Source organism: Ollibium composti (genome assembly GCF_004801285.1).
Taxonomy (GTDB): Bacteria; Pseudomonadota; Alphaproteobacteria; order Rhizobiales; family Rhizobiaceae; genus Mesorhizobium; species Mesorhizobium composti.
On record NZ_SSNY01000001.1, the window covers coordinates 269,692 to 292,395 of the forward strand.

General features: G+C 66.1%; 16 protein-coding genes. 6 read left to right on the plus strand and 10 right to left on the minus strand.

What is annotated here, in order from left to right; all coding sequences use genetic code 11:
* Positions 1-55: 55 nt before the first annotated feature.
* Positions 56-643, plus strand: coding sequence for an NAD(P)H-dependent oxidoreductase (locus E6C48_RS01285; protein WP_136353177.1), 588 nt, complete (start codon positions 56-58; stop codon positions 641-643).
* 137 nt (positions 644-780) lie between these two features.
* Here the strand turns inward: E6C48_RS01285 and E6C48_RS01290 are convergent, their stop codons facing one another.
* From E6C48_RS01290 to E6C48_RS01305, 4 genes are all read right to left on the minus strand, one after another.
* On the minus strand, positions 781-3,225 hold the full coding sequence (locus tag E6C48_RS01290; RefSeq protein WP_136353179.1) for a GcvT family protein: 2,445 nt from the start codon (positions 3,223-3,225) through the stop codon (positions 781-783).
* 121 nt (positions 3,226-3,346) lie between these two features.
* A complete protein-coding gene (locus tag E6C48_RS01295; RefSeq protein ID WP_136353181.1) occupies positions 3,347-4,528 on the minus strand; it encodes a pyridoxal phosphate-dependent aminotransferase in 1,182 nt (393 codons plus the stop codon).
* A gap of 1 nt (position 4,529) precedes the next feature.
* Positions 4,530-6,983, minus strand: a complete 2,454-nt coding sequence (locus E6C48_RS01300) for a GcvT family protein (protein WP_136353183.1) — start codon at positions 6,981-6,983, stop codon at positions 4,530-4,532.
* Between the two features lie 34 nt (positions 6,984-7,017).
* A complete protein-coding gene (locus tag E6C48_RS01305; protein WP_230978633.1) occupies positions 7,018-7,617 on the minus strand; it encodes a helix-turn-helix domain-containing protein in 600 nt (199 codons plus the stop codon).
* 193 nt (positions 7,618-7,810) lie between these two features.
* Here E6C48_RS01305 and E6C48_RS01310 point away from each other — a divergent pair, with 193 nt between their 5' ends.
* Positions 7,811-8,530, plus strand: coding sequence for a nitroreductase (locus E6C48_RS01310; protein WP_136353185.1), 720 nt, complete (start codon positions 7,811-7,813; stop codon positions 8,528-8,530).
* A gap of 189 nt (positions 8,531-8,719) precedes the next feature.
* Here the strand turns inward: E6C48_RS01310 and E6C48_RS01315 are convergent, their stop codons facing one another.
* From E6C48_RS01315 to E6C48_RS01340, 6 genes are all read right to left on the minus strand, one after another.
* Positions 8,720-10,075 (minus strand): MFS transporter, encoded by a 1,356-nt coding sequence (locus E6C48_RS01315; RefSeq protein ID WP_230978634.1) that lies wholly within the window; start codon positions 10,073-10,075, stop codon positions 8,720-8,722.
* Between the two features lie 135 nt (positions 10,076-10,210).
* Entirely contained in the window at positions 10,211-10,597 is a 387-nt protein-coding gene (locus E6C48_RS01320; RefSeq protein ID WP_136353187.1) for a RidA family protein, read from the minus strand.
* 12 nt (positions 10,598-10,609) lie between these two features.
* Positions 10,610-11,212, minus strand: a complete 603-nt coding sequence (gene soxG, locus E6C48_RS01325; protein WP_136353189.1) for a sarcosine oxidase subunit gamma family protein — start codon at positions 11,210-11,212, stop codon at positions 10,610-10,612.
* Entirely contained in the window at positions 11,205-14,198 is a 2,994-nt protein-coding gene (locus E6C48_RS01330; protein WP_136353191.1) for a sarcosine oxidase subunit alpha, read from the minus strand. Before E6C48_RS01330 ends, soxG begins: the two co-directional genes overlap by 8 nt.
* Positions 14,195-14,467 carry a sarcosine oxidase subunit delta family protein gene (locus tag E6C48_RS01335; RefSeq protein WP_136353193.1) on the minus strand — a complete coding sequence of 91 codons (273 nt, stop codon included), beginning with the start codon at positions 14,465-14,467 and terminating at the stop codon, positions 14,195-14,197. Before E6C48_RS01335 ends, E6C48_RS01330 begins: the two co-directional genes overlap by 4 nt.
* A gap of 35 nt (positions 14,468-14,502) precedes the next feature.
* Positions 14,503-15,762 carry a sarcosine oxidase subunit beta gene (locus E6C48_RS01340; RefSeq protein ID WP_136353195.1) on the minus strand — a complete coding sequence of 420 codons (1,260 nt, stop codon included), beginning with the start codon at positions 15,760-15,762 and terminating at the stop codon, positions 14,503-14,505.
* 220 nt (positions 15,763-15,982) lie between these two features.
* Here E6C48_RS01340 and E6C48_RS01345 point away from each other — a divergent pair, with 220 nt between their 5' ends.
* From E6C48_RS01345 to E6C48_RS01360, 4 genes are all read left to right on the plus strand, one after another.
* Entirely contained in the window at positions 15,983-18,484 is a 2,502-nt protein-coding gene (locus tag E6C48_RS01345; protein WP_407940934.1) for a mechanosensitive ion channel domain-containing protein, read from the plus strand.
* 141 nt (positions 18,485-18,625) lie between these two features.
* Complete coding sequence (locus E6C48_RS01350) at positions 18,626-18,889, plus strand: hypothetical protein (protein ID WP_136353197.1); 264 nt, start codon at positions 18,626-18,628, stop codon at positions 18,887-18,889.
* 188 nt (positions 18,890-19,077) lie between these two features.
* Positions 19,078-21,639 (plus strand): GcvT family protein, encoded by a 2,562-nt coding sequence (locus E6C48_RS01355; protein ID WP_136353199.1) that lies wholly within the window; start codon positions 19,078-19,080, stop codon positions 21,637-21,639.
* Positions 21,640-21,866: 227 nt separating this feature from the next.
* On the plus strand, positions 21,867-22,703 hold the full coding sequence (locus E6C48_RS01360; RefSeq protein ID WP_136353201.1) for a DUF1194 domain-containing protein: 837 nt from the start codon (positions 21,867-21,869) through the stop codon (positions 22,701-22,703).
* Position 22,704: the final 1 nt, after the last annotated feature.

Consider the following 22,704-nt stretch of genomic DNA (forward strand, 5'->3'; position numbering starts at 1 on the left):
GGGGGCGGTCTGATGCCGTGCATGGCAGTTTTCAGGTTGGATTTATGGGGATAGCATGAGGGTCCTCGTCGTCTATTGCCATCCGGTGGAGGATTCCTTCTGCGCGGGGGTGCGCGACACGGCGGTTGCGGCGATCCGCGCCAAGGGCTGCGAGGCGCGTGTGCTCGACCTCTACGCCGAGAATTTCGATCCGGTGATGCGGCCGGAGGAGCGGCGTGCCTATAACCATAGCGCGCCGGAAGACCCGGCCCTGCAAGTCCATATCGAGGCCCTGCGCTGGGCCGAGGCGCTGGTGTTCATCTATCCGACCTGGTGGTACGGCCTGCCGGCCATGCTGAAAGGCTGGCTCGACCGGGTGTGGGCGAAGGACGTCGTCTTCACCTTCGCCGGCACGCGCCAGTCGATCGCGCCGCTGATGGGGCATATCCGCAAGATCGCCGTGGTGACGACCTGCGGCGCGCCCTGGTGGTGGAGCGTCATCGTCGGTCAGCCGGGACGCAAGACGATCGTGCGCGGCATCCGCGCGCTCTGCGGCTGGCGCTGCCGCACGCTCTATCTGGCGCATTACCTGATGGATTCGTCGACGCCGGAGAGCCGCAAACGGTTCCTGGAGACGGTGAGGCGCAGGCTGGAGCGGTTTTAGCGTCTTTTCTTCTCCCCGTTTACGGGGAGAAGGTGGCCCGAAGGGCCGGATGAGGGGCAGATCTGTGTTCTGCAAGCTTTGGCGCGGCCCCTCATCTGCCTGCCGGCATCTTCTCCCCGTAAACGGGGCGACGAGAGCTACATCCGCACTCGTTCGCTTTTCGGATCATACAACGGCTTCAGCGAAGCCTCCGCCGCGAACCTTTCACCCGCAATCTCGATCTCGTAGGTCGAGGAAAGCACGTCCGCCTCGCTCTCGCCCGCGCACGGCACGTAGCCCATGGCGATCGCGCCGCCGAGGAAGTGGCCGTAATTTCCGGAAGTGACGGTGCCGACGATTTCACCGTCGCGCAGGATCGCCTCATTGTGGAAGACCAGCGGTTCGGGGTCCTTCAGCCGGAACTGCACCATGCGCCGCTCCAGCCCGGCCTCCTTCTTCTTCAACACCGCGTCGCGGCCGAGAAAATCGCCCTTCGCGGTCTTCACCGCGAAGCCGAGGCCGGCTTCCAGCACATGGTCCTCGTCGGTGATGTCGTGGCCGAAATGGCGGAAGGCCTTTTCGATGCGGCAGGAATCCAGCGTGTGCAGGCCGCAGAGTTTGAGGCCGAGGTCAGCGCCGGCTTCTTCCAGCGTCTCGAAGACGTGCGCGGTCTGGTCCGTCGGCACGTAAAGCTCCCAGCCGAGTTCGCCGACATAGGTGACGCGGTGGGCGCGGGCGAGGCCCATGCCGACTTCGATCTCCTGCGCGGTGCCGAACGGAAAAGCCTCGTTGGAAAAATCGTTCGGGCTGATCTTTTGCATCAGGTCGCGCGCCTTCGGCCCCATCACCGGCAGCACGCTTTCGGAAGCGGTGACATCGGTGATGACGGCGAATTCGTCGCCGAGATGCCGGCGCAGCCAGGCGAGGTCGCGCTGCAGGGTTGCACCCGGCACGACGAGGAAGAAGGCGGTTTCGGAAAGCCGCGTGACCGTCAGGTCGCTTTCGATGCCGCCGCGCGCGTTCAGCATCTGCGTATAGACGATCTTGCCGGGCGCCACGTCCATGTCGTTGGCGCACAGTCTTTGCAGGAAGGAAAGCGCGTCGCGGCCCTCGACCCGGATCTTGCCGAAGGAGGTCATGTCGAACACGCCGACGCCGGTACGCACGGCCATGTGCTCGTCGCGGGCATTGTCGAACCAGTTCTGCCGCTTCCAGCTGTAGCGGTATTCGCGCTCCTGGCCTTCGCGGGCGAACCAGTTGGCGCGCTCCCAGCCGGCCGTCTCGCCGAAGACGGCGCCGCGCGCCTTCAGGTGCTCGTGCAGCGGCGAGCGGCGCACGCCGCGCGCGGTGGCCGGCTGGCGGTAGGGGAAGTGGTCGGCATAGAGCAGGCCGAGCGTCTCGACCGAGCGGTTGTAGAGATAGGTCTTGTTGCCCTGGAACGGCTGGACGCGACGGATATCGACGTCCCACAGATCGAAGGGGGCTTCGCCGTCCTGCATCCACTCAGCCAGCGCCATGCCGGCGCCGCCGGACGACTGGATGCCGATGGAGTTGAAGCCGCAGCAGACCCAGAAGTTTTTCAGGTTGGGCGCCTCGCCGAGATAATAGCGGTCGTCCGGGGTAAAGCTTTCCGGGCCGTTGAAGAAAGTGTGGATGCCGGCGGTGGCGAGTAGCGGCATGCGCTTAACCGCTTTCTCAAGAATCGGCTCGAAGTGGTCGAAATCCTCAGGCAACTGGTCGAAGCAGAAGTCTTCCGGGATGCCGTTCATGCCCCAGGGCTTCGCCACCGGCTCGAAGGCGCCGAGCAGGATCTTGCCGGCATCCTCTTTGTAGTAGGCGCACTCGTCCTGCACGCGCAACACCGGCAGGCGGCCGAGACCGGGGATCGCCTCGGTGACGATGTAGAAATGTTCGCAGGCATGCAGCGGCACCGTCACGCCGGCCATGCGGCCGACGCCATGCGCCCACATGCCGGCGCAGTTGACGATGTGGTCGCAGGCGATGTGGGTCGTCTCGCCTTCATGCTCGACGGTGACGCCGGTGACGCGGCCCTTGTCCTTGTGGATTTCGAGAACCTTGGCCTGCTCGACGATGCGGGCGCCGTTCATGCGCGCGCCCTTGGCCAGCGCCTGGGTGATGTTGGCGGGATCGCCCTGACCGTCCTTGGGGATGAAGACGGCACCGACCACGTCGGAGATTTCCAGGTGCGGGTATTTTTCCTTGGCCTCGGCCGGCGAGATTTCCTCGACCTCGACGCCGCGGGCGCGGGCCATGGAGGCGCCGCGGTAGAGTTCCTCCTTGCGCGCCTCCGTCAGCGCGACCGAGATCGAGCCGCACTGGCGCATGCCGGTGGCGACGCCGGTTTCCTCCTCCAGCTTGACGTAGAGGTCGGCCGTGTATTTGGCGAGCCGCGTCATGTTGGCGGTGGCGCGCAACTGGCCGATCAGGCCGGCGGCGTGCCAGGTGGTGCCGCTGGTGAGCTGCTTGCGCTCAAGCAGCAGGATGTCGGTCCAGCCGAGCTTGGCGAGGTGGTAGGCGACCGAGCAGCCGGCAACGCCGCCGCCGATGATGACGACACGAGCTTTGGAAGGAAGGGAGGTCATGCTGAACAACTCGCTTCGAGGGAAAACGCCCCCTCACCGTCACGCTGCGCGTGCCACCTCTCCCCCTGCCCGGGGGAGAGGTGGCTCGGCGAAGCCGAGACGGTGAGGGGGAGATTGACTGTCACGCCGCTTTGCTCCGATAGCTGGAGGCGAAGCGGCGCAGGCGTTGTGCTGCCTCGCGCAGCACGTCCTCCGGCTGGCACAGGCTGATGCGGATATGGCCGGCAGCGGCCTCGCCGAAGGAGGAACCGGGCATGACGGCGACCTTCTCGGCATCGAGGAAGGCCCAGGCGAATTTCTCGTCGTCCGGCTCTATCGCCGAGATGTCGAGCATGGCGTACATGCCGCCTTCCGAGCCGCGCACGGTGACGTCGTTCATGCCGCGCACGGCGTCGAGGAACACGGTACGGCGGCCGGCATAGCGTTCGGCGATCTCCCTGACGCCGTAGCCGTTGTTCAGCGCCTCGATCGCCGCATGACTGACGAAATCGGTCAGGCCGTAGGTGGTGACCAGATTGAGGTTGACGGTCAGCGCGATGAAGTCCGCCGGCCCGGTCAGCCAGCCGAGCCGCCAGCCGGTCATGCCGTGGCTTTTCGACATGGAGTTGATGACCAGCGTGCGCTCGGCCATGCCGGGCAGGGCGCGCGGCGAGACATGCTCGCCGCCGCCGAGCGTCCAGTAGACCTCGTCGGAGAGCAGCCAGAGATCGTGCCGGCGGCAGACGTCGGCCAGGCCTTCAAGGGCCGCGCGCGTATAGACGGCGCCGGTCGGGTTGTTCGGCGTGTTGATGAGGATGGCGCGGGTGTTTTTCCGCACCGCCTTTTCGATGGCCGCGGCATCCGGTTGGAAGCCGTTCGCGGCGCGCGTCTCGACCACGGTGAAGTCGGCTTCCGCCGCGCGGAAGGTGCCGGGATAGGTGGCGTAGTAGGGCGCCACGACGATGGCATGGTCGCCCCGGTCGAGCACACCCTGCACGGCGGCGTAGAGCGCGGCCTGGCCGCCCGGCGTGACGATCACCTCGTCGGCGGTGGTTTCGACGCCGGTGCACTGCGTTGAAATGCGTGCCATGGCATCGCGCAGCGCCGGTATGCCGGGCAGCGGCGTATAATGGTGATGGCCTCCACGCACCGCCGCCACGCAGGCTTCCACCGTCTCGACGGGCGTATCGAAATCGTGGTCGCCGACCGACAGCATGATGACCGGCTCGCCGGCCTCCTTGCGCTGCCAGGCGGCGAAATGCACCTCCCAGCCGTCCTTGCCGGAAGGAATGATGTTGGAAATGCGGGATGAAGGCTTGGGCATCCTAGCTTCTCAGTCGCTCGTTCTTCGGGTCCCACAGCGGCTCGTCCTTCTGCACGACCGCGCTGAAACGATCGCCGAAGATCTCGACCTCGACGGTGGAACCGGGCTCGGCGAGGTCGGCCCGGATCATGCCCAGCGCTATCGACTTGTCCACCCGGTGGCCCCAGCCTCCTGACAGCGTTTCGCCAACAATCTTGCCGTCGTGCCACAGGGTCGCCATGTAGGGCACGTCGCACTCGCCGGGGTTCTCGACCACCAGCGTGACGAAGCGCTTTTTCACGCCCTGCTGCTTTTCGCCGGCGAGTGCCGCCTTGCCGCGGAAGTCAGGCTTGTCCCACTTCACGAAGCGCTCGAGCCCGCCCTGCAGCACCGTGTAATCGGTCGAAAGGTCCTGCTTCCAGGCGCGATAGCTTTTCTCGAGCCTGAGCGAATCCAGCGCGAACATGCCGAACGGCTTCAGGCCGTGCTTGCGGCCGGCTTCCCACACCGCGTCGAAAACGGCGGCGGTGTCCTCCACCTTGGTGTGCAGTTCCCAGCCGAGTTCGCCGGCGAAGGAGACGCGCACCAGTTGCAGCCAGCGCCCGGCGATCCGGCAGGACTGGTGCGTCAGCCAGGGCAGCGAAAGATCGGCATCGCTCACCTCGGCTAAAATGGCGCGAGAGTTCGGCCCGGAGAGGATCTGGCAGGTGAAACGCTCGGTGGCGTTTTCGAGCGAAATTGCCGTGCCTTGCGGCAGATGGCTGCGAAGCCACTCGAAGTCGTGCAGTTCGGCGACCGCGGCGGTGATGAGGAAGAACAGGTTCTCCTCCAGCGCCATGATCGACATTTCGGTGACGATGCGACCGTGATCGTCGGCGAAGTAGCCGAGGCCGATACGGCCGGGCTTCGGCACGATGCCGGTGATCTGGGTTGCCAGCCACTCGCGCGCGCCGTCGCCGGCCAGGCGGAAGCGCGAGAAGCCGGGCAGATCGAGGATGCCGGCGGCGTCGCGCACGGCATAGCATTCCTCGCGGATGCGCTTTTGCCAGGGGCCTTCGCGGCGGAAGGTCTGCGTCGCTTCCTCGGAGGTGTCGTCGCCCGGATGGGCGTACCAGTTGGCGCGCTCCCAGCCGTTGGCCGCGCCGAACTGGGCGCCCAGCGCCTTCAGCCGGTCATGGAGCGGCGACAGCTTGCGGCCGCGTGCGGCCGGCCATGCGTGGCGCGGGAAGGAGATGGCGTATTCGTGGCCGTAGATCTCCATGCCCTTGGCCACCGCATAATCGGGCGCGGAAGCGAAGGCGGTGAAGCGGCGCGGGTCGCAACTCCACATATCCCATTCGGTGGCGCCCTTCGTGACCCATTCGGCCAGCACCTTGCCGGCACCGCCGGCCTGCGCGATGCCGAAGGTGAAGACGCAGGCCTCGAAGGCGTTCGGCACGCCGGGCATCGGGCCGATCAGCGGGTTGCCGTCCGGCGCGTAGGGGATCGGGCCGTTGATGACCTTCGACAGGCCGGCCGTGCCGAGGATCGGCACGCGCTCGACGGCGTCATTGAGATACCATTCCAGCCGCTCCAGGTCGTCGGGGAAAAGCTGGAAGGAGAAATCCGCCGGCATCGGGTCGTCGGCGCTCGCCCAATGGGCGCGGCAGTTGCGCTCGTAGGGGCCGAGGTTCATGCCGTTCTTTTCCTGCCGGAGATACCAGGAGGTGTCGACGTCGCGCAGCAGCGGCAGCTTGTGGCCGGCTTCCTTCGACCATGCGGCGAGCTCCGGGATTTCCTCGAACAGGATGTACTGGTGGCTCATCACCATCATCGGGATGTCGCGGCCGAACATTTTTCCGACTTCGGCGGCGCGGTAGCCGGCGGCGTTGACGACGATCTCGCAGCGGATTTCGCCCTGTTCGGTCTCGACGACCCATTCGTCGTTTTCGCGCCGCACGCCGGTGACCGGGCAGAAGCGCACGATCTTCGCCCCCATGTCGCGCGCTCCCTTGGCCAGCGCCTGCGTCAACTGGGCGGGGTCGATGTCGCCGTCGTTGGGATCGTAGAGCGCACCCTTCAGGTCGTGCGTGTCGATGAAGGGATAGCGCTTGACGATCTCGTCGGCGCCGATCACCTCGATGTCCATGCCCTGATAGCGGCCCATGCCCTTGGCGCGCTGGAATTCGCGCATCCGCTCGTCGGTGTGCGCGAGGCGCAGCGAGCCGGTGACATGGTAGTTCATCGGGTAGTCCACCGCCTTCGCCAGTCCGCGATAAAGCTCGGTCGAATAGCGCTGCATGTTCATCAGCGACCAGGAGGTGGAAAAGGTCGGCACGTTGCCGGCTGCGTGCCAGGTCGAACCGGAGGTCAGTTCGTTCTTCTCCAGAAGCACGCAGTCGGTCCAGCCGGCCTTGGCCAGATGATAGAGCGAGGAGCAGCCGACGGCGCCGCCGCCGATGATGACCACGCGGGCGCGTGCCGGAAGATCAGCCATTTTTTCCTCCCCGTTCCATTCAACAAACGGCCATTCAATAAACCGGCGGCGACACGACCCAGATCACCACGGCGGGTTCCGTGCCGGGGTTGCGCCAACGGTGGAGTTTCTTCTCGAAACGGAAGCTGTCGCCGGCTGTGAGCCGGTGCCATGTACCGTCGATCTCGATCTCGAAGATGCCGGACACGACATAGCCGGCTTCCTCCGTCTGGCGCAGGTTGGGCGCCGCAAGCTCCGCGCCGGCGGCGAATTCGGAGCGAACCATCTCGAAGGAGCCGCCGAGGTCCGGCGACAGAAGCTCTTCCACGAGGCCTGTCTCGCTGGTGCCGAGAGCGCGGCGGCGACCGGCGCGGACAACGACGCCGCGTTCGCGCTCGTCCTCCACGTCATGGCCGAAGAACAGGCTGATCGGCACGTCGAACAGGGCGGCGAAGGCGCGCATGTCGGCCAGCGAGGGCATCGACAGGCCGCGCTCGACCTGGCTGACCCAGCCGACCGAGCGGCCGAGCTTCAGCGCGATTTCGGACAAAGTCAGCCCGCGCGCCTTGCGCAATGCGCGGATGTCGCCGGCGAGCAGGTGTTCGCCGGGTTCCGTCTGCGGCTTTGCGGCAGGGCGGGGCATGATGCGATCCATGAAAAGTCCTACGCGATTTTCATGTGATCGCCGTTTCGTGAAAAAATCAAGAAGAATTTCACGACATCACAAGATTCGCTTGCTGTGCAGAGGCGGTTGAGGCAAAGCCAGCGCGGACGGCGAGGGGGACGACCGCTTTACAATCTACCGGTTCGCTGGCTGTTGGCCCGTCGGCCGGTGCAGGGAATGGCCGATGCTGGCGCCGGAAAATCAAGTATCTTCGTTGGACGAAACGAGCGTGGTCGACGAGGCGATCGCCTCGCGCCGGTCGGTGCGCGCCTTCCTGCCCGATGCCGTCGACGACGCGACGATCCGCGATATCCTCAACGTGGCGGCGCGCGCGCCTTCCGGCACCAACATGCAGCCGTGGCGGGTCTACGTAACCAAGGGCGCGGTGAAGCAGCGCATCACCGACGCGATCCTCAATTCCGGCATTCGTGCCGAGAAGGCGGAATGGGACGAGTACAAATACTATCCCGACCAGTTCTTCGAGCCGTACCTGACGCGGCGCCGCGCCAACGGCTTCGGCCTCTACGGCGTGCTCGGTATCGGCCGGCGCGAGGTGGACAGGATGCGCGCCCAGCACGACCGCAACTTCGTCTTCTTCGATGCGCCCGTCGGCATGATCTTCACCATCGACCGGCGGCTCAACCAGGGCTCGTGGATCGACTACGGCATGTTCCTCCAGAACATCATGATCGCCGCGCGGGCGAGGGGGCTGCACACCTGCCCGCAGGCCGCCTTCGCGCCCTACCACCGGCAGATCAGGCCTGTGCTTTCGATCACCGACGAGGAGGTCGTGGTGTGCGGCATGGCGCTCGGCTACGAGGATACGTCCAAGCCCGAGAACGAGTTCCGGACGGATCGTGCGCCGCTAGAGGAGTGGGTGACGTTTGTGGGGGAAGGGGAATAGGGGAGTAGGGCAATAAGGCAATAAGGCAATATGAAAGCTGGGTTCTGAGGTTAGTCTTTCCTACTGCCCTACTGCCCTACTGCCCTACTGCCCTACTGCCCTATTCCCCTATTCCCCTCACTTCATTCCCGCTCACCTGTGCGCCGTCCTGCGGCGTCAGCTTCAGATAGGCGAGCAGGGCGGCGAGCGTCACCAGCCCCTCGATGACGAACAGGATGCGGAATTCACCGGCTTGCGCCGGGCCGCCGCCCGCCAGCAGCGACAGGGCCGCCGCGGCGGTGCCGACGCTGATGGCGACGCCGAGCTGCCACAGGATGTAATAGAGCGCGCTGAAGCGGGCGAGCTGCTCGGAGGCGATGTCCGAATAGGCGAGGTGCCAGTCGAGGCCCATTGCGCCGAGCGGAAGACGCCGAAGACGAAGATGTAGGCAAGCACGATCCACACCGGCGTCGTCGCCTGCATCAGCGCGAAGCCGGCGACGAGCGCCGCGCAGATCGGCGTGTTGATCACCAGCAGGCGGCGGAAGCCGAGGCGGCGCAGCACCGCCGGCATGAAGAAGCGCACGATGATCGATCCGACCGCCGCCATGAAGGTGAGCGAGCCCGCCGCCACCGCGCTCATGCCGAAGCCGAGCTGGAACATCAGCGGCAACAGGAAGATCACCGAGCTCATGCCGATCGTGTCCAGCCCCCCGCCGGTCAGGAAGGAGATGCGGAAGGTGCGGATGCGCAAAAGGTTGAGGTCGAGGATCGGGTTGGGACTGCGCAGGCAGTAGAGCGAGGCGATCGTGAGAACCGCCACGGCGAGGATGATTTGCGCGGTTGTCGTCAGGCCGGCGGTATCCTTGGCGGCGAGCGAATCCATGCCGAGCACCAGAAGCACCATGCCGGCGCCGACCAGCATGAAGCCCGGAAAATCGAAGGGCCGGCGCACCGGCTTGGTGCCGGTCGGAAACAGCAGGAACGAGGCGACGACGGCGGCGAAGGCCAGCGGAATGTTGACGAAGAAGATCCACCGCCAGGAAACATATGTCGTCAGCGCGCCGCCGAGCAGCGGCCCGATCAGCGGGCCGGACTGTCCCGCCAGCGAGATATACATGTTGATCTTCAGCGTGCGGTTGCGCGGGAAGCTTTGCAGCACCGTGACCTGGCCCAGCGTGCCCATCAGCGCGCCGCCGAAGCCCTGCAGGGCGCGCGCGGCCACCAGAGACCACAGGTCGCTCGCCATGCCGCACAGCGCCGACGCGACGCCGAAGACGAGCACGGCGAAGCAGTAGGAATTGCGCAGGCCGAAGCGCTCCGCCGCCCAGCCGCCGATCGGCATGGTGATGATGAGGGAGGCGACGTAGGCGGTGATCAGCAGGCCGAGCTCACTCGGCGCGCGGCCGAGCGTCTCGCCGATGCCCGGCAGGGCGGTGACGACGACGTTCTGGTCGAGGCTGGTCATGAGGACGCCGCAGGCCACCGTCACCGGCACCAGCAGCGACACCGTTTCCGATGGCAGGTCGGCAGGGTCGGTCACAGTCGTGGAACGGGGTGCATCCATGCGGGACGGCTAGGATCGACGCATTGAGCCGCTTTCAGGTCTGTCGGCGGTCGTCGCAACCGCCGATTCCCGAGGCGACTATCGAGCCGGTTTCAGCCGCCCTCAAGCAACAGGAGCGGCATGTCGTAAGGCCAGCTAACTGCGAGGCATGTAGGCCATGCATTCGAGCTCGAGCCGGGCGCCGAGCGCCAGGCCGTTGGCGCCGAAGGCCGAGCGGGCCGGCAGGCGGTCGGGATCGAAATAGTCGAGATAGATGCGGTTGAACGTCGGCCAGTCGGCCATGTCGGCGAGCATCACCGTGCATTTGAAGACGTCGGCGAAGGTCAGGCCGTTTTCCTTCAGCACTGCGCCGATATTGTCCATCGTCTGGCGTGCTTCGGCTTCGATGCCTCCGGGCACCAGTTCAAGCTTGCCCGGCACGTTGCCGAGCGCGCCGGACAGATAGAGGATGTCGCCGACGCGCACCGCCTGGCTGAAGGGCAGCTTCACCGCTTTGGCCGCCGGCGAGTTGATGAACTCCATGGCAATTCCTCCCTACGCCACCTCGTAGCCGACTTCCTCGCAGCCGTGGCACAGCGCCGTCCAGAAGGAGCGCGCGAAGGAACGGAAGACGTGGATATCGAAGCGATCCGGGCCGCTGCGCTGGATCTGGGCGAAGATGTCATGATGCGTGGTCGAGCGGCCGGCGCCGAGCGGGAAGGCAGGGGGCGAAAGATCGATGGCGAAGAACTTCGCCAGCACCCATTCGGCCTCCGGGCCTTCGATGCGGATGACCGTGCGGCCATGCGAAAGGTCGGTCACCGTACCGATAGCCGGCGTGACCGCCTTGGCGAAAGCGGCCGCCAGCCCGTCCTTTTCGTCGATGACGGTGAATTTTCCCGGCGCGAAGCCGAAGGCGGCTCTGCCGTTTTCGGTGACGCCACCGCCGGCGCCGTCGGGCAGGGCAAGGCCGGCGACGGTGCGGATCGCGTCGATCATCCGGCGTTCCTCGCCCGGCCATGCTGCAAGCTGGACGATCGAACCCGGACGCGGCTCCGACAGCGCCACGCCGACGCCGTCCTCGAAATTGCCGTGCGGGCCGGCGCGGTAGACCGGCGCCAGCGGCGACAGACGCTCGACCTCGGTTGACCTAGCCATGCATGCGGCTCCCTTCGGGGTCGAAGAAATGGTGGCTGACGATCTCGACCGGGCCGAAACGGCCGCGCAGCGGATCGGAGGTGAAGGCACGGCTGCCGTGGCGTGCCTTGCCGCCCTCGACCAGCGCCAGCGCGATGTATTTGCCGAGCGAAGGCGAATAGCAGCAGGCGGTGATATGGCCGATGGAGCCGTGCGGGTTCTTCTCGTCCAGTTGCTCGACGATATGGGCGCCGCCGTTGAGCGGCCGGTTGTCGAGCGAGACGACGCCGACGAGTTGCAGGCGGTCGGCGGCGATCAGGCCTTCGCGGTCCATCATGGCCGAGCCGATGAACGGCTTCTTCTTCGACAGCATCCAGTCGAGATGCAGGTCGCGCGCCGTGGTGCGGCCGTCGATCTCGGCGCCGGTGACGTGGCCCTTCTCGATGCGCATGGTGCCCAGCGCCTCCAGCCCGTAGGGCACAAGGTCGAACGGCTTGCCGGCTTCGATGAGCGCTTCCCAGACATGCGTGCCCCAGTCGGCGCCGCAATAGACCTCGAAGGCCATTTCGCCGGAGAAGGAGAGGCGGCAGATCATCACCGGCACGCCGGCGATCTCGCCGTGGACGATGCCCATGAAGGGGAGGGTGGCGTTGTCCACCGCCGTGCCCTCGACGCAGCTTGCCAGGATTTCCCGTGCCTTCGGCCCGCCGATGGCGGCGCCCGCCCACTGGTCGGTGACGGAGGTGACGGTCACTTTCAGATCGGGCCAGATCACCTCGAGGAAATATTCCAGATGCTGCATGACCTTGCCGGCATTGGCCGTCGTGGTGGTCATCAGGAAATCCTGCTCGCCGAGTCGCCATGTCGTGCCGTCGTCGAAGGCCAGCCCGTCCTCGCGCAGCATCAGCCCGTAGCGCGCCTTGCCGACGGCGAGGGTGGAGAACATGTTGGTATAGACGCGGTCGAGCAGTTCGGCAGCGTCCGGTCCCTGCACGGCGATCTTGCCGAGCGTCGAGACATCGACGATGCCAGCCGAGCCGCGCGTCGCCTTCGTCTCGCGCACGTAGGCCTGCTCGACGGTTTCGCCGGCATGGCCGTAGATTTGCGGCCGCCACCACAGGCCGGCGGAATACATGCTCGCGCCGTTGGCAAGGTGCCAGTCGTGCATCGGGGTGAGCCGTTCCGGCTTCAGGTCGCCGTAGCGCTCGCCGGCCAGCGAGCCCAACGAAACGGCCGCATAGGGCGGGCGGAAGCGGGTGGTGCCGACCTGCGGGATCTCCTTGCCGAGCGCGGCGGCCATGATGGCAAGGCCAGGCACGTTGGAGGTCTTGCCCTGGTCGGTCGCCATGCCGAGCGTGGTGTAGCGCTTCAGGTGCTCGACCGAGACGAAACCCTCGCGATGGGCAAGCCGTACGTCGTCGGCGGTCACGTCGTGCTGGAAATCGACGAAGCTCTTGCCCGGTGCCGTGATCTCGAAGACGGGCTCGGAGCCCGGCGCACCGGGAGCCGCCTCGACGGCAGGCGCATCGAAATGCTTCGACCGGGCGCCGGATGCCGTCAGCCCGGCGGCATGGCCCTGTTCGATCGCCTCGGTGGTCGAGAACGCGCCGGTGAAGGCGCCCGCGCCGGTCCATTTCTGGTTCGGCTTCGGCGGCAGGAAGGCCTGCAGCGCCTCGTTCCATTCGGCCCTGGCGCCGGCCTGGCTGGCGAGGTGGATGGCAGGCGACCAGCCGCCGGACATCAGCAGGCAGTCGGCGTGGATGGAGCGCGGCTCGCCGGACAATGCGCCGGACGCGGCATCGAAGCGCTGCACCTTGATGCCGGTCAGCGCCTTGCCGCCTTCGGTGGCGACGACGGCGTGGCCGGTCAGCATCTCGGTTTCTGCCTTACCGGCGAAGTCGAGCATGTCGGCGGAGATGTCGGTGCGCACGTCGACGATTGCCGCGATGGCGGCGCCTGCCTGCCTCAGCGCATGCGCGGCGCGATAGGCGCTGTCGTTGTTGGTGAAGACGGCGACCTTCTGGCCGGGCAGCACGCCGAACTCGTTGGCGTAGCGCTCGGCAGCACCCGCCAGCATGACGCCCGGCCGGTCGTTGCCGGGAAACACCAGCGGCCGCTCCAGCGCGCCGGTCGCCAGCACGACGGATTTCGCGCGGATCGTCCAAGTGCGATGGCGCGGCTCGCCCTTGGCGGGGTGCTGCTTGTGGTCGCTGACGCGCTCGAGGGCCGCCAGCGTGTTGCCGTCGTAGTAGCCCCAGACGGTGGTGCGCGGCAGGAGACGCACATTGTCCGCCGCGCGCAGGTCGTTGACGGCGGCGGCGGCCCAGTCCGCCGCCGGCTTGCCGTCGATGACCTCGCCCGACCAGTTGGCGGAGCCGCCGAGGCGCGGCTCGATGTCCGCGAGGACGACGCGCGCACCTTTCTCGGCAGCCGCCTTCGCCGCCGTCAGTCCCGCCGGGCCGGCTCCGACGACGAGCACGTCGCAGAAGGCGTTCATGCGCTCGTAGCGCGCCTTGTCGGGAACGGCTCCGGCACGGCCGAGGCCGGCGGCGCGGCGGATGAAGCGCTCGCACACCATCCAGAAGCGGGTGCCTTTCAGCGGCCCGATCACCGGCCCCATGAAGGTCTTGTAATAGAAGCCGGCGGAGATCAGCGGGCCGGCAAGCTGGTTGACGGCGCTGACGTCCCAGGCCAGCGAGGGAAAGCGGTTCTGGCTCTCGGCCACCAGCCCGTCGTGGATCTCGACTATCGTCGCGGGGATGTTGGGCTCGCGCGCCTGCCCGCGCAGGACGGTCACCAGCGCGTTCGGCTCGTCTACACCGGCGCTTAGTACGCCGCGCGGGCGGTGGTATTTGAAGGAGCGGCCGAACAGGGAAACGCCGTTGGCGAGCAGGGCCGAGGCCAGCGTGTCGCCCGGATGGCCGCTGTAGGTAGCGCCGTCGAAGGTGAAGCGGATGGTGCGGGCGCGGTCGATACGGCCGCCGCCTTCGGTGCGGCGCGCGCTCACGGCTTGCCTCCATGGTGACCCCGGACCGCGACCGCGCTGGAAACCGCATGGGTCAGCGTGTTGCGCACGACGCGCAGATGGATGCGGCAGCCGCCGGAATGCTGCCATATCTCGTTGTGGTCGCCGGCCGGGTTCAGCCGGTCATAGACATACTCGTTCCAGGCATCGAGGTTCTGCGAGTTCGGGGCAGGGCGCTGGCGGTTGCCATCGCCCTGATAGGTGAACTCGGACACGTCGCGCGGGCCGCAATAGGGGCAGGTGATCAGCATATGTTTGTGTCTTTTTGTTTGGCCATGGTTATGGCCTAGTGCAGCCGTGGTGTCGCGCCCTGGCCCTTCTCGTCGATCAGGATGCCGCGATGGAAGCGGTCGAGCGTGAAGGCGGCGTTGAGGTCGTGCGGCTCGTCGCGGGCGATGGTGTGGGCGAAGCAGAAGCCGGAGGCGGGCGTCGCCTTGAAGCCGCCGTAGCACCAGCCGCAGTTGAGATACATGCCCGGCAGCGGCCCCTTGGTGATGATCGGCGAGCCGTCCATCGACATGTCGCACACGCCGCCCCACGAGCGCAGCATGCGCACGCTTGCCAGCGAGGGGAACAATGCCAGCATCTCGGCCATGACGTCCTCGACGATCGGCAGGTTGCCGCGCTGGGCATAGGAATTGTAGCCGTCGATGTCGCCGCCGTAGACCAGTCCGCCCTTGTCGGACTGGGAGATGTAGAAGTGCCCCATGCCGAAGGTGACGACGGTGTCGAGCACCGGTTTCAGCGATTCGGAGACGAAGGCCTGCAACACATGGCTTTCGATCGGCAGCCGGTCGATGCCGGCCAGTTGCATAACGCGGCCGGTCGAACCGGCGACCGCGACGGCCACCTTTTTGGCGCGAATCTCGCCGCGCGAGGTGGAAACGCCGACGATCTTGTCGCCGTCCCTGATGAAACCCGTCACCTCGCAGTTCTCGACGATATCGACGCCCCGCCTATCGGCGCCGCGTGCATAGCCCCAGGCGACGGCGTCGTGGCGGGCGGTGCCGGCGCGCGGCTGCATCAGGCCGCCATAGACGGGGAAACGGGCCGTGTCGGACACGTCGATCATCGGCATCAGGCGTTTGATCTCGGCCGGCGTCATCAGCTCGGCGTCGACGCCCTGATGGCGCATGGAGTTGCCGCGCCGCGCATAATCGTCGAGCTGCGCCGGCGAATGCGCGAGATTGAGGCAGCCGCGCTGCGAGAACATGACGTTGTAGTTGAGATCGTGCGACAGGTTCTCCCACAGCTTCATCGAATGCTCGTAGAAGCGGGTGTTGGGCGGCAACAGGTAGTTGGAGCGCACGGCCGTGGTGTTGCGCCCGACATTGCCGGAACCGAGCCAGCCCTTCTCCAGCACCGCGACATTGGTGATGCCATGCTCCTTGGCGAGGTAATAGGCGGTGGAAAGACCATGCCCGCCGCCGCCGATGACGATGACGTCGTACGATGCCTTCGGCTCGGGCTTGCGCCAAGCCGGTTTCCAGTCCTTGTTTCCCGACAGCGCGTTCCGGAGCAGCGCGAAGGCCGAATATTCCGCCATGATCGTGGGTTTCCGTTGCGGGGCGTGGGCAGACTATAGAGCAGGCGGGACGGCCAAAGCCAATATTTCGCCATCGCTTTTCGACAGACCGACCAGATTGGCCGACCAGTTTGGCCGGCCGGATTGATCGGCCGCGATCCAGCCCGCGCTTGCCCGCCGCCGGTGCTGTCTCTATCTATGGCGGTCGCCGAAACGCCATGCTGTCCCCGAGTCGTCGCCGTTGAGCCGTTTCCCGACCTTTCCTTCGCTGCTGCGCCTGCTGGTCTTCCTGCTGGCGCTGGCCTGCGTCGTGCCGGCCGGTGCGCAGACGACGGCCGACCCCGCACCCGTCCAGGCGCCGGCGGGCATCGTCGCCGCGCAGCAGAAGGTGCTGCTGGACCTCACCGCCAAGGTCGACCGGCTCGAAAAGCAGATCGGGCAAAACAAGGAAGACGACGACAAGCTGGTCGATATCCGGCTGCAACTGGAGGAACTGGCGCCGCAGGCCCTGCAAAGCGCGCTGGCCTTCCGGCCGCGCATCGCCGAGATCAACAAGCGGCTGGAGCAGCTGGGGCCGCCCCCGGCAGAGGGGCAGCCCGCCGAGCCGGACATCGTCACCAACGAGCGCCAGGCGCTGGCTGCCGAAAAGGCCGAGATCAACGCGGTGATCGCTTCGGCCCAGACACTGTCGGTGCGCATCAGCAATCTCATCAACACGGTCGCCACGACACGCAGCGACCTGTTCCGCAACCTGTTGACGCGACGCTACGCGCTGACGGACGCTTTCAGCAGCAAGGTGCTGTCCGACGCGCATGCCGGCGTGACGTCCTTCTACAATTCGATTTCCTCCTGGCTGGGCTTCGCGCTCAAATACAAGGCGCAGCCGATGCTTGTGGCCACGATGATGGCGCTGATCGCCGCCTTCGTGCTGATGTTCGGCGGACGCCGCGTCTTCGGCCGCCTGATCGACCCGAACGGCGGTGAAAGCCCGTCCTATCTCAGCCGGCTGTCGCGCACCTTCTGGTCGACGCTGCTGCCGACGGTGGCGCTGGGCGTGTTCTTCGCCGCGACCTACTTCTTCTACGATTACTACGGCGTGTTGCGCGGCGACATCGGCACCTTCCTGGCCGCAGCCATGACGGTCATCGGCCTCGTCTTCTGCGTCAACCGGCTGACCAATGCGGCGCTGTCGCCGGCGCGCCCCGCATGGCGGCTGATCCCGGTCGAGCCGGAAGCCGCGCGCTGGCTGGTGCGGCTGACCACGGCGATGGCGCTCGTCATCGGCGTCAGCAGCTTCCTCGCCATCGTCAACAACCAGATGGGCTCGCCGCTGTCGCTGACGGTGGCGCGCAGCTTCCTGGCAGCCGTCATCGTCGGCGTGCTGCTCATTCTCATGGGATTGCTGAAGCCGTTCCGCACCAAGGAAGGCGAATGGCGGCGCTGGCCGGTATGGCTGCGCTACAGTGCCTACGGTCTCGGCGCCTTCACGATCGGTGCCGCTCTTCTGGGTTATATCGGCCTTGCCACCTTCGTGTCGCTGCAGGTGGTCGTCACCGGCACCATCCTGGTGACGGCCTATATCGGGCTGTTGTCGGCCCGCGCCATCGGCGCCGAGGGCGGGTTTGGAAACTCCTTCGTCGGCCGCTGGCTTGCGGAGAATTCCTCGCTGGAGGACAACACGCTCGACCAGCTCGGCCTGGTCGCCTCGATCGCGCTCAACGTCTTGATCGTGCTGGTCTTCCTGCCACTGATCCTGATGATGTGGGGGTTCCAGCCGGGCGACATCCAGTCCTGGGGCTACAGGCTGGCGACCGGCCTCACCATCGGTTCCGTGACAATCTCCTTCACCGGCATCCTGTCGGGCATCGTCGTCTTCATCGTCGGCTATTTCCTGACGCGCTGGTTCCAGGGCTGGCTCGACGGCTCGGTGATGGCACGCGGCAAGGTCGATACCGGCGTGCGCAACTCGATCCGCCTTGCGGTCGGCTATGCCGGCGTGGCGCTGGCAGGGCTCGTCGGCGTCTCGGCGGCGGGCATAGACCTTTCCAATCTCGCACTGGTTGCCGGCGCGCTTTCGCTGGGTATCGGCTTCGGTCTCCAGAACGTCGTTTCCAACTTCGTCTCCGGCCTGATCCTTCTGGCGGAACGGCCGTTCAAGGTGGGCGACTGGATTGTCGCCGGCGACGTGTCCGGAACCGTCAAGAAGATCAGCGTGCGCGCGACCGAGATCGAGACGTTCCAGCGCCAGTCGGTCATCCTGCCCAACTCCAACCTCATCAACAATGCGGTCGGCAACTGGACGCATCGCAACAAGCTCGGCCGCATGGAGATCAAGGTGGGCGTCGCCTATGACAGCGATGCGCACAAGGCGCATGCGGTGCTGTCCGAGATCGCACGCGGCCATCCGATGGTGCTGAAGAATCCCGAACCCTTCGTCCAGTTCACCAATTTCGGTCCGGCGGCGCTGGAATTCGAGATGCGCGTCTTCCTTGCCGACATCACCAACAGCGGAACCGTGCAGAACGACATCCGCTTCGCCATTCTCGATGCGTTCGATCGCGAGGGCATCGCCATTCCCTCGACCGTGCGCGCGGTCATGGAGAAGAAGCCGGCGCTGGAGCCGTGGCCGACCGACGACGACCGCATCGAGGTCGAGGCCGCCGAGCAGGAAGAGGCGAAAGCCGAGGCCGCGCGCCAGCAGGCCAAGAGCCGCCGCAAGGGCCGCAAGCCAGACCCGAACTGATCCGTTTTCAGCCGCCGCGAAACCGATTGTGGCATGAATGCGGCATTCAGTTGCGGTTCAGCTTCATCCCCGTATACAGTGCGCGCAACGGCTGGATGCCTTGCTTGGGACAACAGAGGCGGTGGCGACACCGGGATTGCAATGTGGAGATCGCTCCTTGCCGCGACCGTGCTTGCGGCCACTGCCGGCCAGGCGTTTGCCGCCAGCGCCGTCAACAGGGACAACGAGGCCCGCACGCTGGTCGTTACCGAGGGCGGCAGCAAGACGGAACTGACGCTCGCCGCCGGCGAGACGGCGCAGTTCTGCCCCAACGGCTGCTTCGTCACCTTTCCGAACGGCGACCTTCAGGCGCTGACCGGCGCCGAGACCATCGAGATTTCGGGTGGTGTCGCCAAGATCAAATAGGCTTCAGGCACCTGAACGCGTGACGAAAAGGCCGGGCTGACGCCCGGCCTTGACATGTCCGACACCGGCCACGCCGAGGCTGGTCGCGCGGCGTTCGGGCGATGTCGCAAACAGGCTGCAATCGCGCCGCACCGCTCTATAGTGTGCCCGAAATTCCACTTCCCGGAATCCCCTTCGGAGTGAGCGCAATGGCAGAGTTTCCGAACAAGGCGAAGGTCGTCATCGTCGGGCTGGGCGGCATCGTCGGTGCCTCGGTCGCGCATCACCTGATCGAGCGCGGCTGGGACGATATCGTCGGTATCGACAAGTCGGGCATCCCGACCGACATCGGCTCGACCGCCCATGCGTCCGACTTCTGCTACATGACCAGCCACGACTTCCTGTCGTGCTGGACCTCGCTCTATTCCATCGATTTCTACGAGAAGATGGGCCACTACGAGCGTATCGGCGGCCTTGAGGTGGCCCGCGTCGGCGACGATGCGCGCATGGACGAGATCAAGCGCAAGGTGGCGTCGGCCAAGGCTTTCGGCACGCGCGCCCGGCTGGTCGGTCCCGCCGAGATCAAGGAAAAGTTCCCGCTGATCGAGGAATCGGTGGTGCAGGGCGGCCTGTGGGACCCCGACGCCGGCCTCGTCATCCCTCGTTCGCAGACGGTCGCCGGCAAGCTGGTCGACCAGGCCGAGAAGGCCGGCAAGCTGAAGGCCTTCGCCAACACGCCGGCCAAGTCGCTCATCATCGAGAACGGCCGCATCAAGGGCGTCGTCACCAGTCGCGGCACCATCCATGCCGACTACGTGGTGGTCTGCGCCGGCCTGTGGGGCCGGCTGATCGCGGAGATGGCTGGCGAAGACCTGCCGGTGATGCCCGTAGACCACCCGCTGACCTTCTTCGGCCCGTACACGGAATTCGCCGGCACGGGCAAGGAGATCGGCTACCCGCTGATGCGCGACCAGGGCAACTCCGCCTACATGCGCGACACCGGCGACCCGAAGACCTCGGAAGGCGGCATGATCGAGTGGGGCTACTACGAAGAGACCAATCCGCGCCTCGTCCATCCGCGCGACCTGCTCGAAAAGGATCAGGCGCGGCTGTCGCCGTCGCAGCGCGACCTCGATATGGAGCAGATCCTGGAGCCGCTGGAGCGCGCCATCGAACTCACCCCGATCCTCGGCGAACTCGGCTACGACGAGCGACGCTCCTTCAACGGGCTGCTGCAGGTCTCGGCCGCCGGCGGCGCCTCCATCGGCGAGAGCCAGAAGGTGAGGGGGCTCTGGTACGCCGTCGCCATCTGGGTCAAGGACGGGCCGGGCTACGGCAAGTTGGTGGCCGACTGGATGACGGACGGCCGCACCCATATCGACCACAATTCGATCGATTATTCGCGTTTCTATCCGCACCAGCTCACCGAAGACTTCATCGCCGGCCGCTGCGGCGAGGCGGCGCAGAAAATCTACAATCCGGCCGTGCACCCGCGCGAGCCCTACGCCACCGGCCGCAACGTCAAGCGTTCGCCCTTCTATGAACGCGAGAAGGAACTGGGCGGCTACTTCATGGAACTGGGTGGCTGGGAGCGCGCGCACGGCTACGCTGCCAACGAGCACCTCCTGGAAAAGTACGGCAACCGCGTGCCGGTGCGCGAGAACGAGTGGGATAATCGCCATTTCTGGCGCGTCTCCAACGCAGAGCATCTCGCCATGAGCGAGGATTGCGGCATCGTCAATCTGTCGCATTTCTACATGTTCGAAGTGTCCGGCCCCGACCATGTGGCGCTGATGGAATGGCTGTGCGCGGCAAAGATCGGCGGCGACAACAACATCGGCAAGGGCATCTACACCCACTTCCTCGACGACGAGGGCATGGTGCGCGCGGACCTGACCGTCATCCGCATGGCCGACCGCTGCCGCGTCGTCGACGGCGCCGATGCCGGCCCGCGCGACTTCCACTATGTGAAGCGCGTGGCCGAGGACAAGGGCTTCGACGTCACCGTCACCGACGTGACGGAGAAATACGTCACCGTCGGCATCTGGGGGCCGAATGCGCGCGCCACCTTGCAGAAGGTGGTGGAGGACCCGGATGGCCTTTCGCTGGAAAACTTCCCCTTCGCCGCGATCAAGACGATCAAGATCGCCGGCAAGGACGTGATGGCTTTCCGCCTCTCCTATGTCGGCGAGCAGGGCTGGGAACTGCACATGCGCTACGAGGACGGGCTGGCGGTATGGGACGCGCTGCGCTCCACCGGCGTCATGGCCTTCGGCGTCGAGACCTATGCGAATTCGCGCCGCATGGAAAAGAGCCTGCGCCTGCAGAACGCCGACCTTTTGACCGAATACAACCTGATCGAGGCCGATCTCGCCCGCCCGAAGGTCAAGGAAGCGGATTTCCGCGGCAAGGCCAAGCACCTTGAATACAAGGCGCGCGAGCACCAGCCGGCGATGCTGTGCACGCTGGTGATGACCGACAACATCGATTCCAAGGGCGTCGCCCGCTATCCGGTCGGCATCATGCCGGTGATGGATCCGGCGACGGGCGAGACGCTGGTGGACGAACTCGGCCGCCGTTCCTTCACGACGTCGGTCGCCTACGGCCCGACCATCGGCAAGAACATCGCGCTGGCCTACCTGCCGTGGAGCTACTGCGAGGCGGGCCGCAAGCTCCAGGTCGAGTATTTCGGCGACACCTTCCCGGTCGAGGTGGCGGGCGTCGGCTACAAGCCGCTCTACGACCCGGAGAACCTGAAGCCGCGAAGCTGATAGCCGGTGCGTCCTTCGAGGCTCGCTCCGCTCGCACCTCAGGATGAGGGCCGGTTGTGCGAACTTCAATGGAATAGCGTTGGCACCCGACCTGCCTCATCCTGAGGTGCGAGCGGAGCGAGCCTCGAAGGACGCACGACCGATCGAAGCGGGAATGCTTTCCTGATCGTGACCGGGCGGCGGGCGACCTGCGTTTCCCCGTGCGATAATTTGGCGTATCCTTGGGCATGTCTCGTCGGCTTCGCCCATGGCGGGTTGCCCAGAGCGGCGTGTGGATCGCCCTCACGGCCCTGCGCGCCGACGCCGCGGAGCCCGTCGACGTGCAGCTTGTGCTGGCGGTCGACGTATCGCTGTCGATGTCGGCGGCGGAACTGGAAATCCAGCGGCACGGCTATGCCGCTGCCTTGACCCACGAGACCGTGCTGCAGGCCATCGCCGACGGCGCCAACGGCAGGATCGCCGTCACCTATGTCGAATGGGCCGGCACCACCATGCAGCGCGTGGTCGTGCCGTGGACGACGATCGCAACTCGTGAGGATGCCGAGCGCGTCGTCGCGCAGATGAGCGCCAGGCCACCCAGCAGCGCGCGGCGCACTTCTATCTCGGCGGCGCTCGCATTCGGCGGCGACCTGTTCGCCGAGAGCGGCTTTCAGAGCGCCAGGCGCGTCATCGATATTTCCGGTGACGGACCGAACAACCAGGGCGCCCCGGTGGCCGGCATCCGCGACGAACTGGTCGGGCAGGGCATCACCATCAACGGCCTGCCGCTGATGACGCGCGGTGGCTTCTCCTCGATCTACGATGTCACCGATCTCGACCGCTACTATGGCGATTGCGTCATCGGCGGACCGGGCGCCTTCATGGTGCCGGTCAACGACTGGACGCAGTTCCCGGAGGCCGTGCGGCGCAAGCTGGTGATGGAACTGGCGGGAGAGCCGCGTCGTGCCGCCGAAGCGGCAAGGGCGCCACCCGTCGTGCTTGCCGCCGCGGAGCCGAGCGTCGACTGCATGGTCGGCGAGAAAATGTGGCGCGACCGCCGCTGGCTATACGACAACGACCGCTGAG

What these genes read in the sequence shown, in the direction of transcription:
- E6C48_RS01285 (WP_136353177.1), top strand. Translation starts at nt 56, where the DNA reads ATGAGGGTCCTCGTCGTCTATTGCCATCCGGTGGAGGATTCCTTCTGC.
- E6C48_RS01290 (WP_136353179.1), bottom strand. Translation starts at nt 3,225, where the DNA reads ATGACCTCCCTTCCTTCCAAAGCTCGTGTCGTCATCATCGGCGGCGGC.
- E6C48_RS01295 (WP_136353181.1), bottom strand. Translation starts at nt 4,528, where the DNA reads ATGCCCAAGCCTTCATCCCGCATTTCCAACATCATTCCTTCCGGCAAG.
- E6C48_RS01300 (WP_136353183.1), bottom strand. Translation starts at nt 6,983, where the DNA reads ATGGCTGATCTTCCGGCACGCGCCCGCGTGGTCATCATCGGCGGCGGC.
- E6C48_RS01305 (WP_230978633.1), bottom strand. Translation starts at nt 7,617, where the DNA reads ATGGATCGCATCATGCCCCGCCCTGCCGCAAAGCCGCAGACGGAACCC.
- E6C48_RS01310 (WP_136353185.1), top strand. Translation starts at nt 7,811, where the DNA reads ATGCTGGCGCCGGAAAATCAAGTATCTTCGTTGGACGAAACGAGCGTG.
- E6C48_RS01315 (WP_230978634.1), bottom strand. Translation starts at nt 10,075, where the DNA reads ATGGATGCACCCCGTTCCACGACTGTGACCGACCCTGCCGACCTGCCA.
- E6C48_RS01320 (WP_136353187.1), bottom strand. Translation starts at nt 10,597, where the DNA reads ATGGAGTTCATCAACTCGCCGGCGGCCAAAGCGGTGAAGCTGCCCTTC.
- soxG (WP_136353189.1), bottom strand. Translation starts at nt 11,212, where the DNA reads ATGGCTAGGTCAACCGAGGTCGAGCGTCTGTCGCCGCTGGCGCCGGTC.
- E6C48_RS01335 (WP_136353193.1), bottom strand. Translation starts at nt 14,467, where the DNA reads ATGCTGATCACCTGCCCCTATTGCGGCCCGCGCGACGTGTCCGAGTTC.
- E6C48_RS01340 (WP_136353195.1), bottom strand. Translation starts at nt 15,762, where the DNA reads ATGGCGGAATATTCGGCCTTCGCGCTGCTCCGGAACGCGCTGTCGGGA.
- E6C48_RS01350 (WP_136353197.1), top strand. Translation starts at nt 18,626, where the DNA reads ATGTGGAGATCGCTCCTTGCCGCGACCGTGCTTGCGGCCACTGCCGGC.
- E6C48_RS01355 (WP_136353199.1), top strand. Translation starts at nt 19,078, where the DNA reads ATGGCAGAGTTTCCGAACAAGGCGAAGGTCGTCATCGTCGGGCTGGGC.
- E6C48_RS01360 (WP_136353201.1), top strand. Translation starts at nt 21,867, where the DNA reads ATGTCTCGTCGGCTTCGCCCATGGCGGGTTGCCCAGAGCGGCGTGTGG.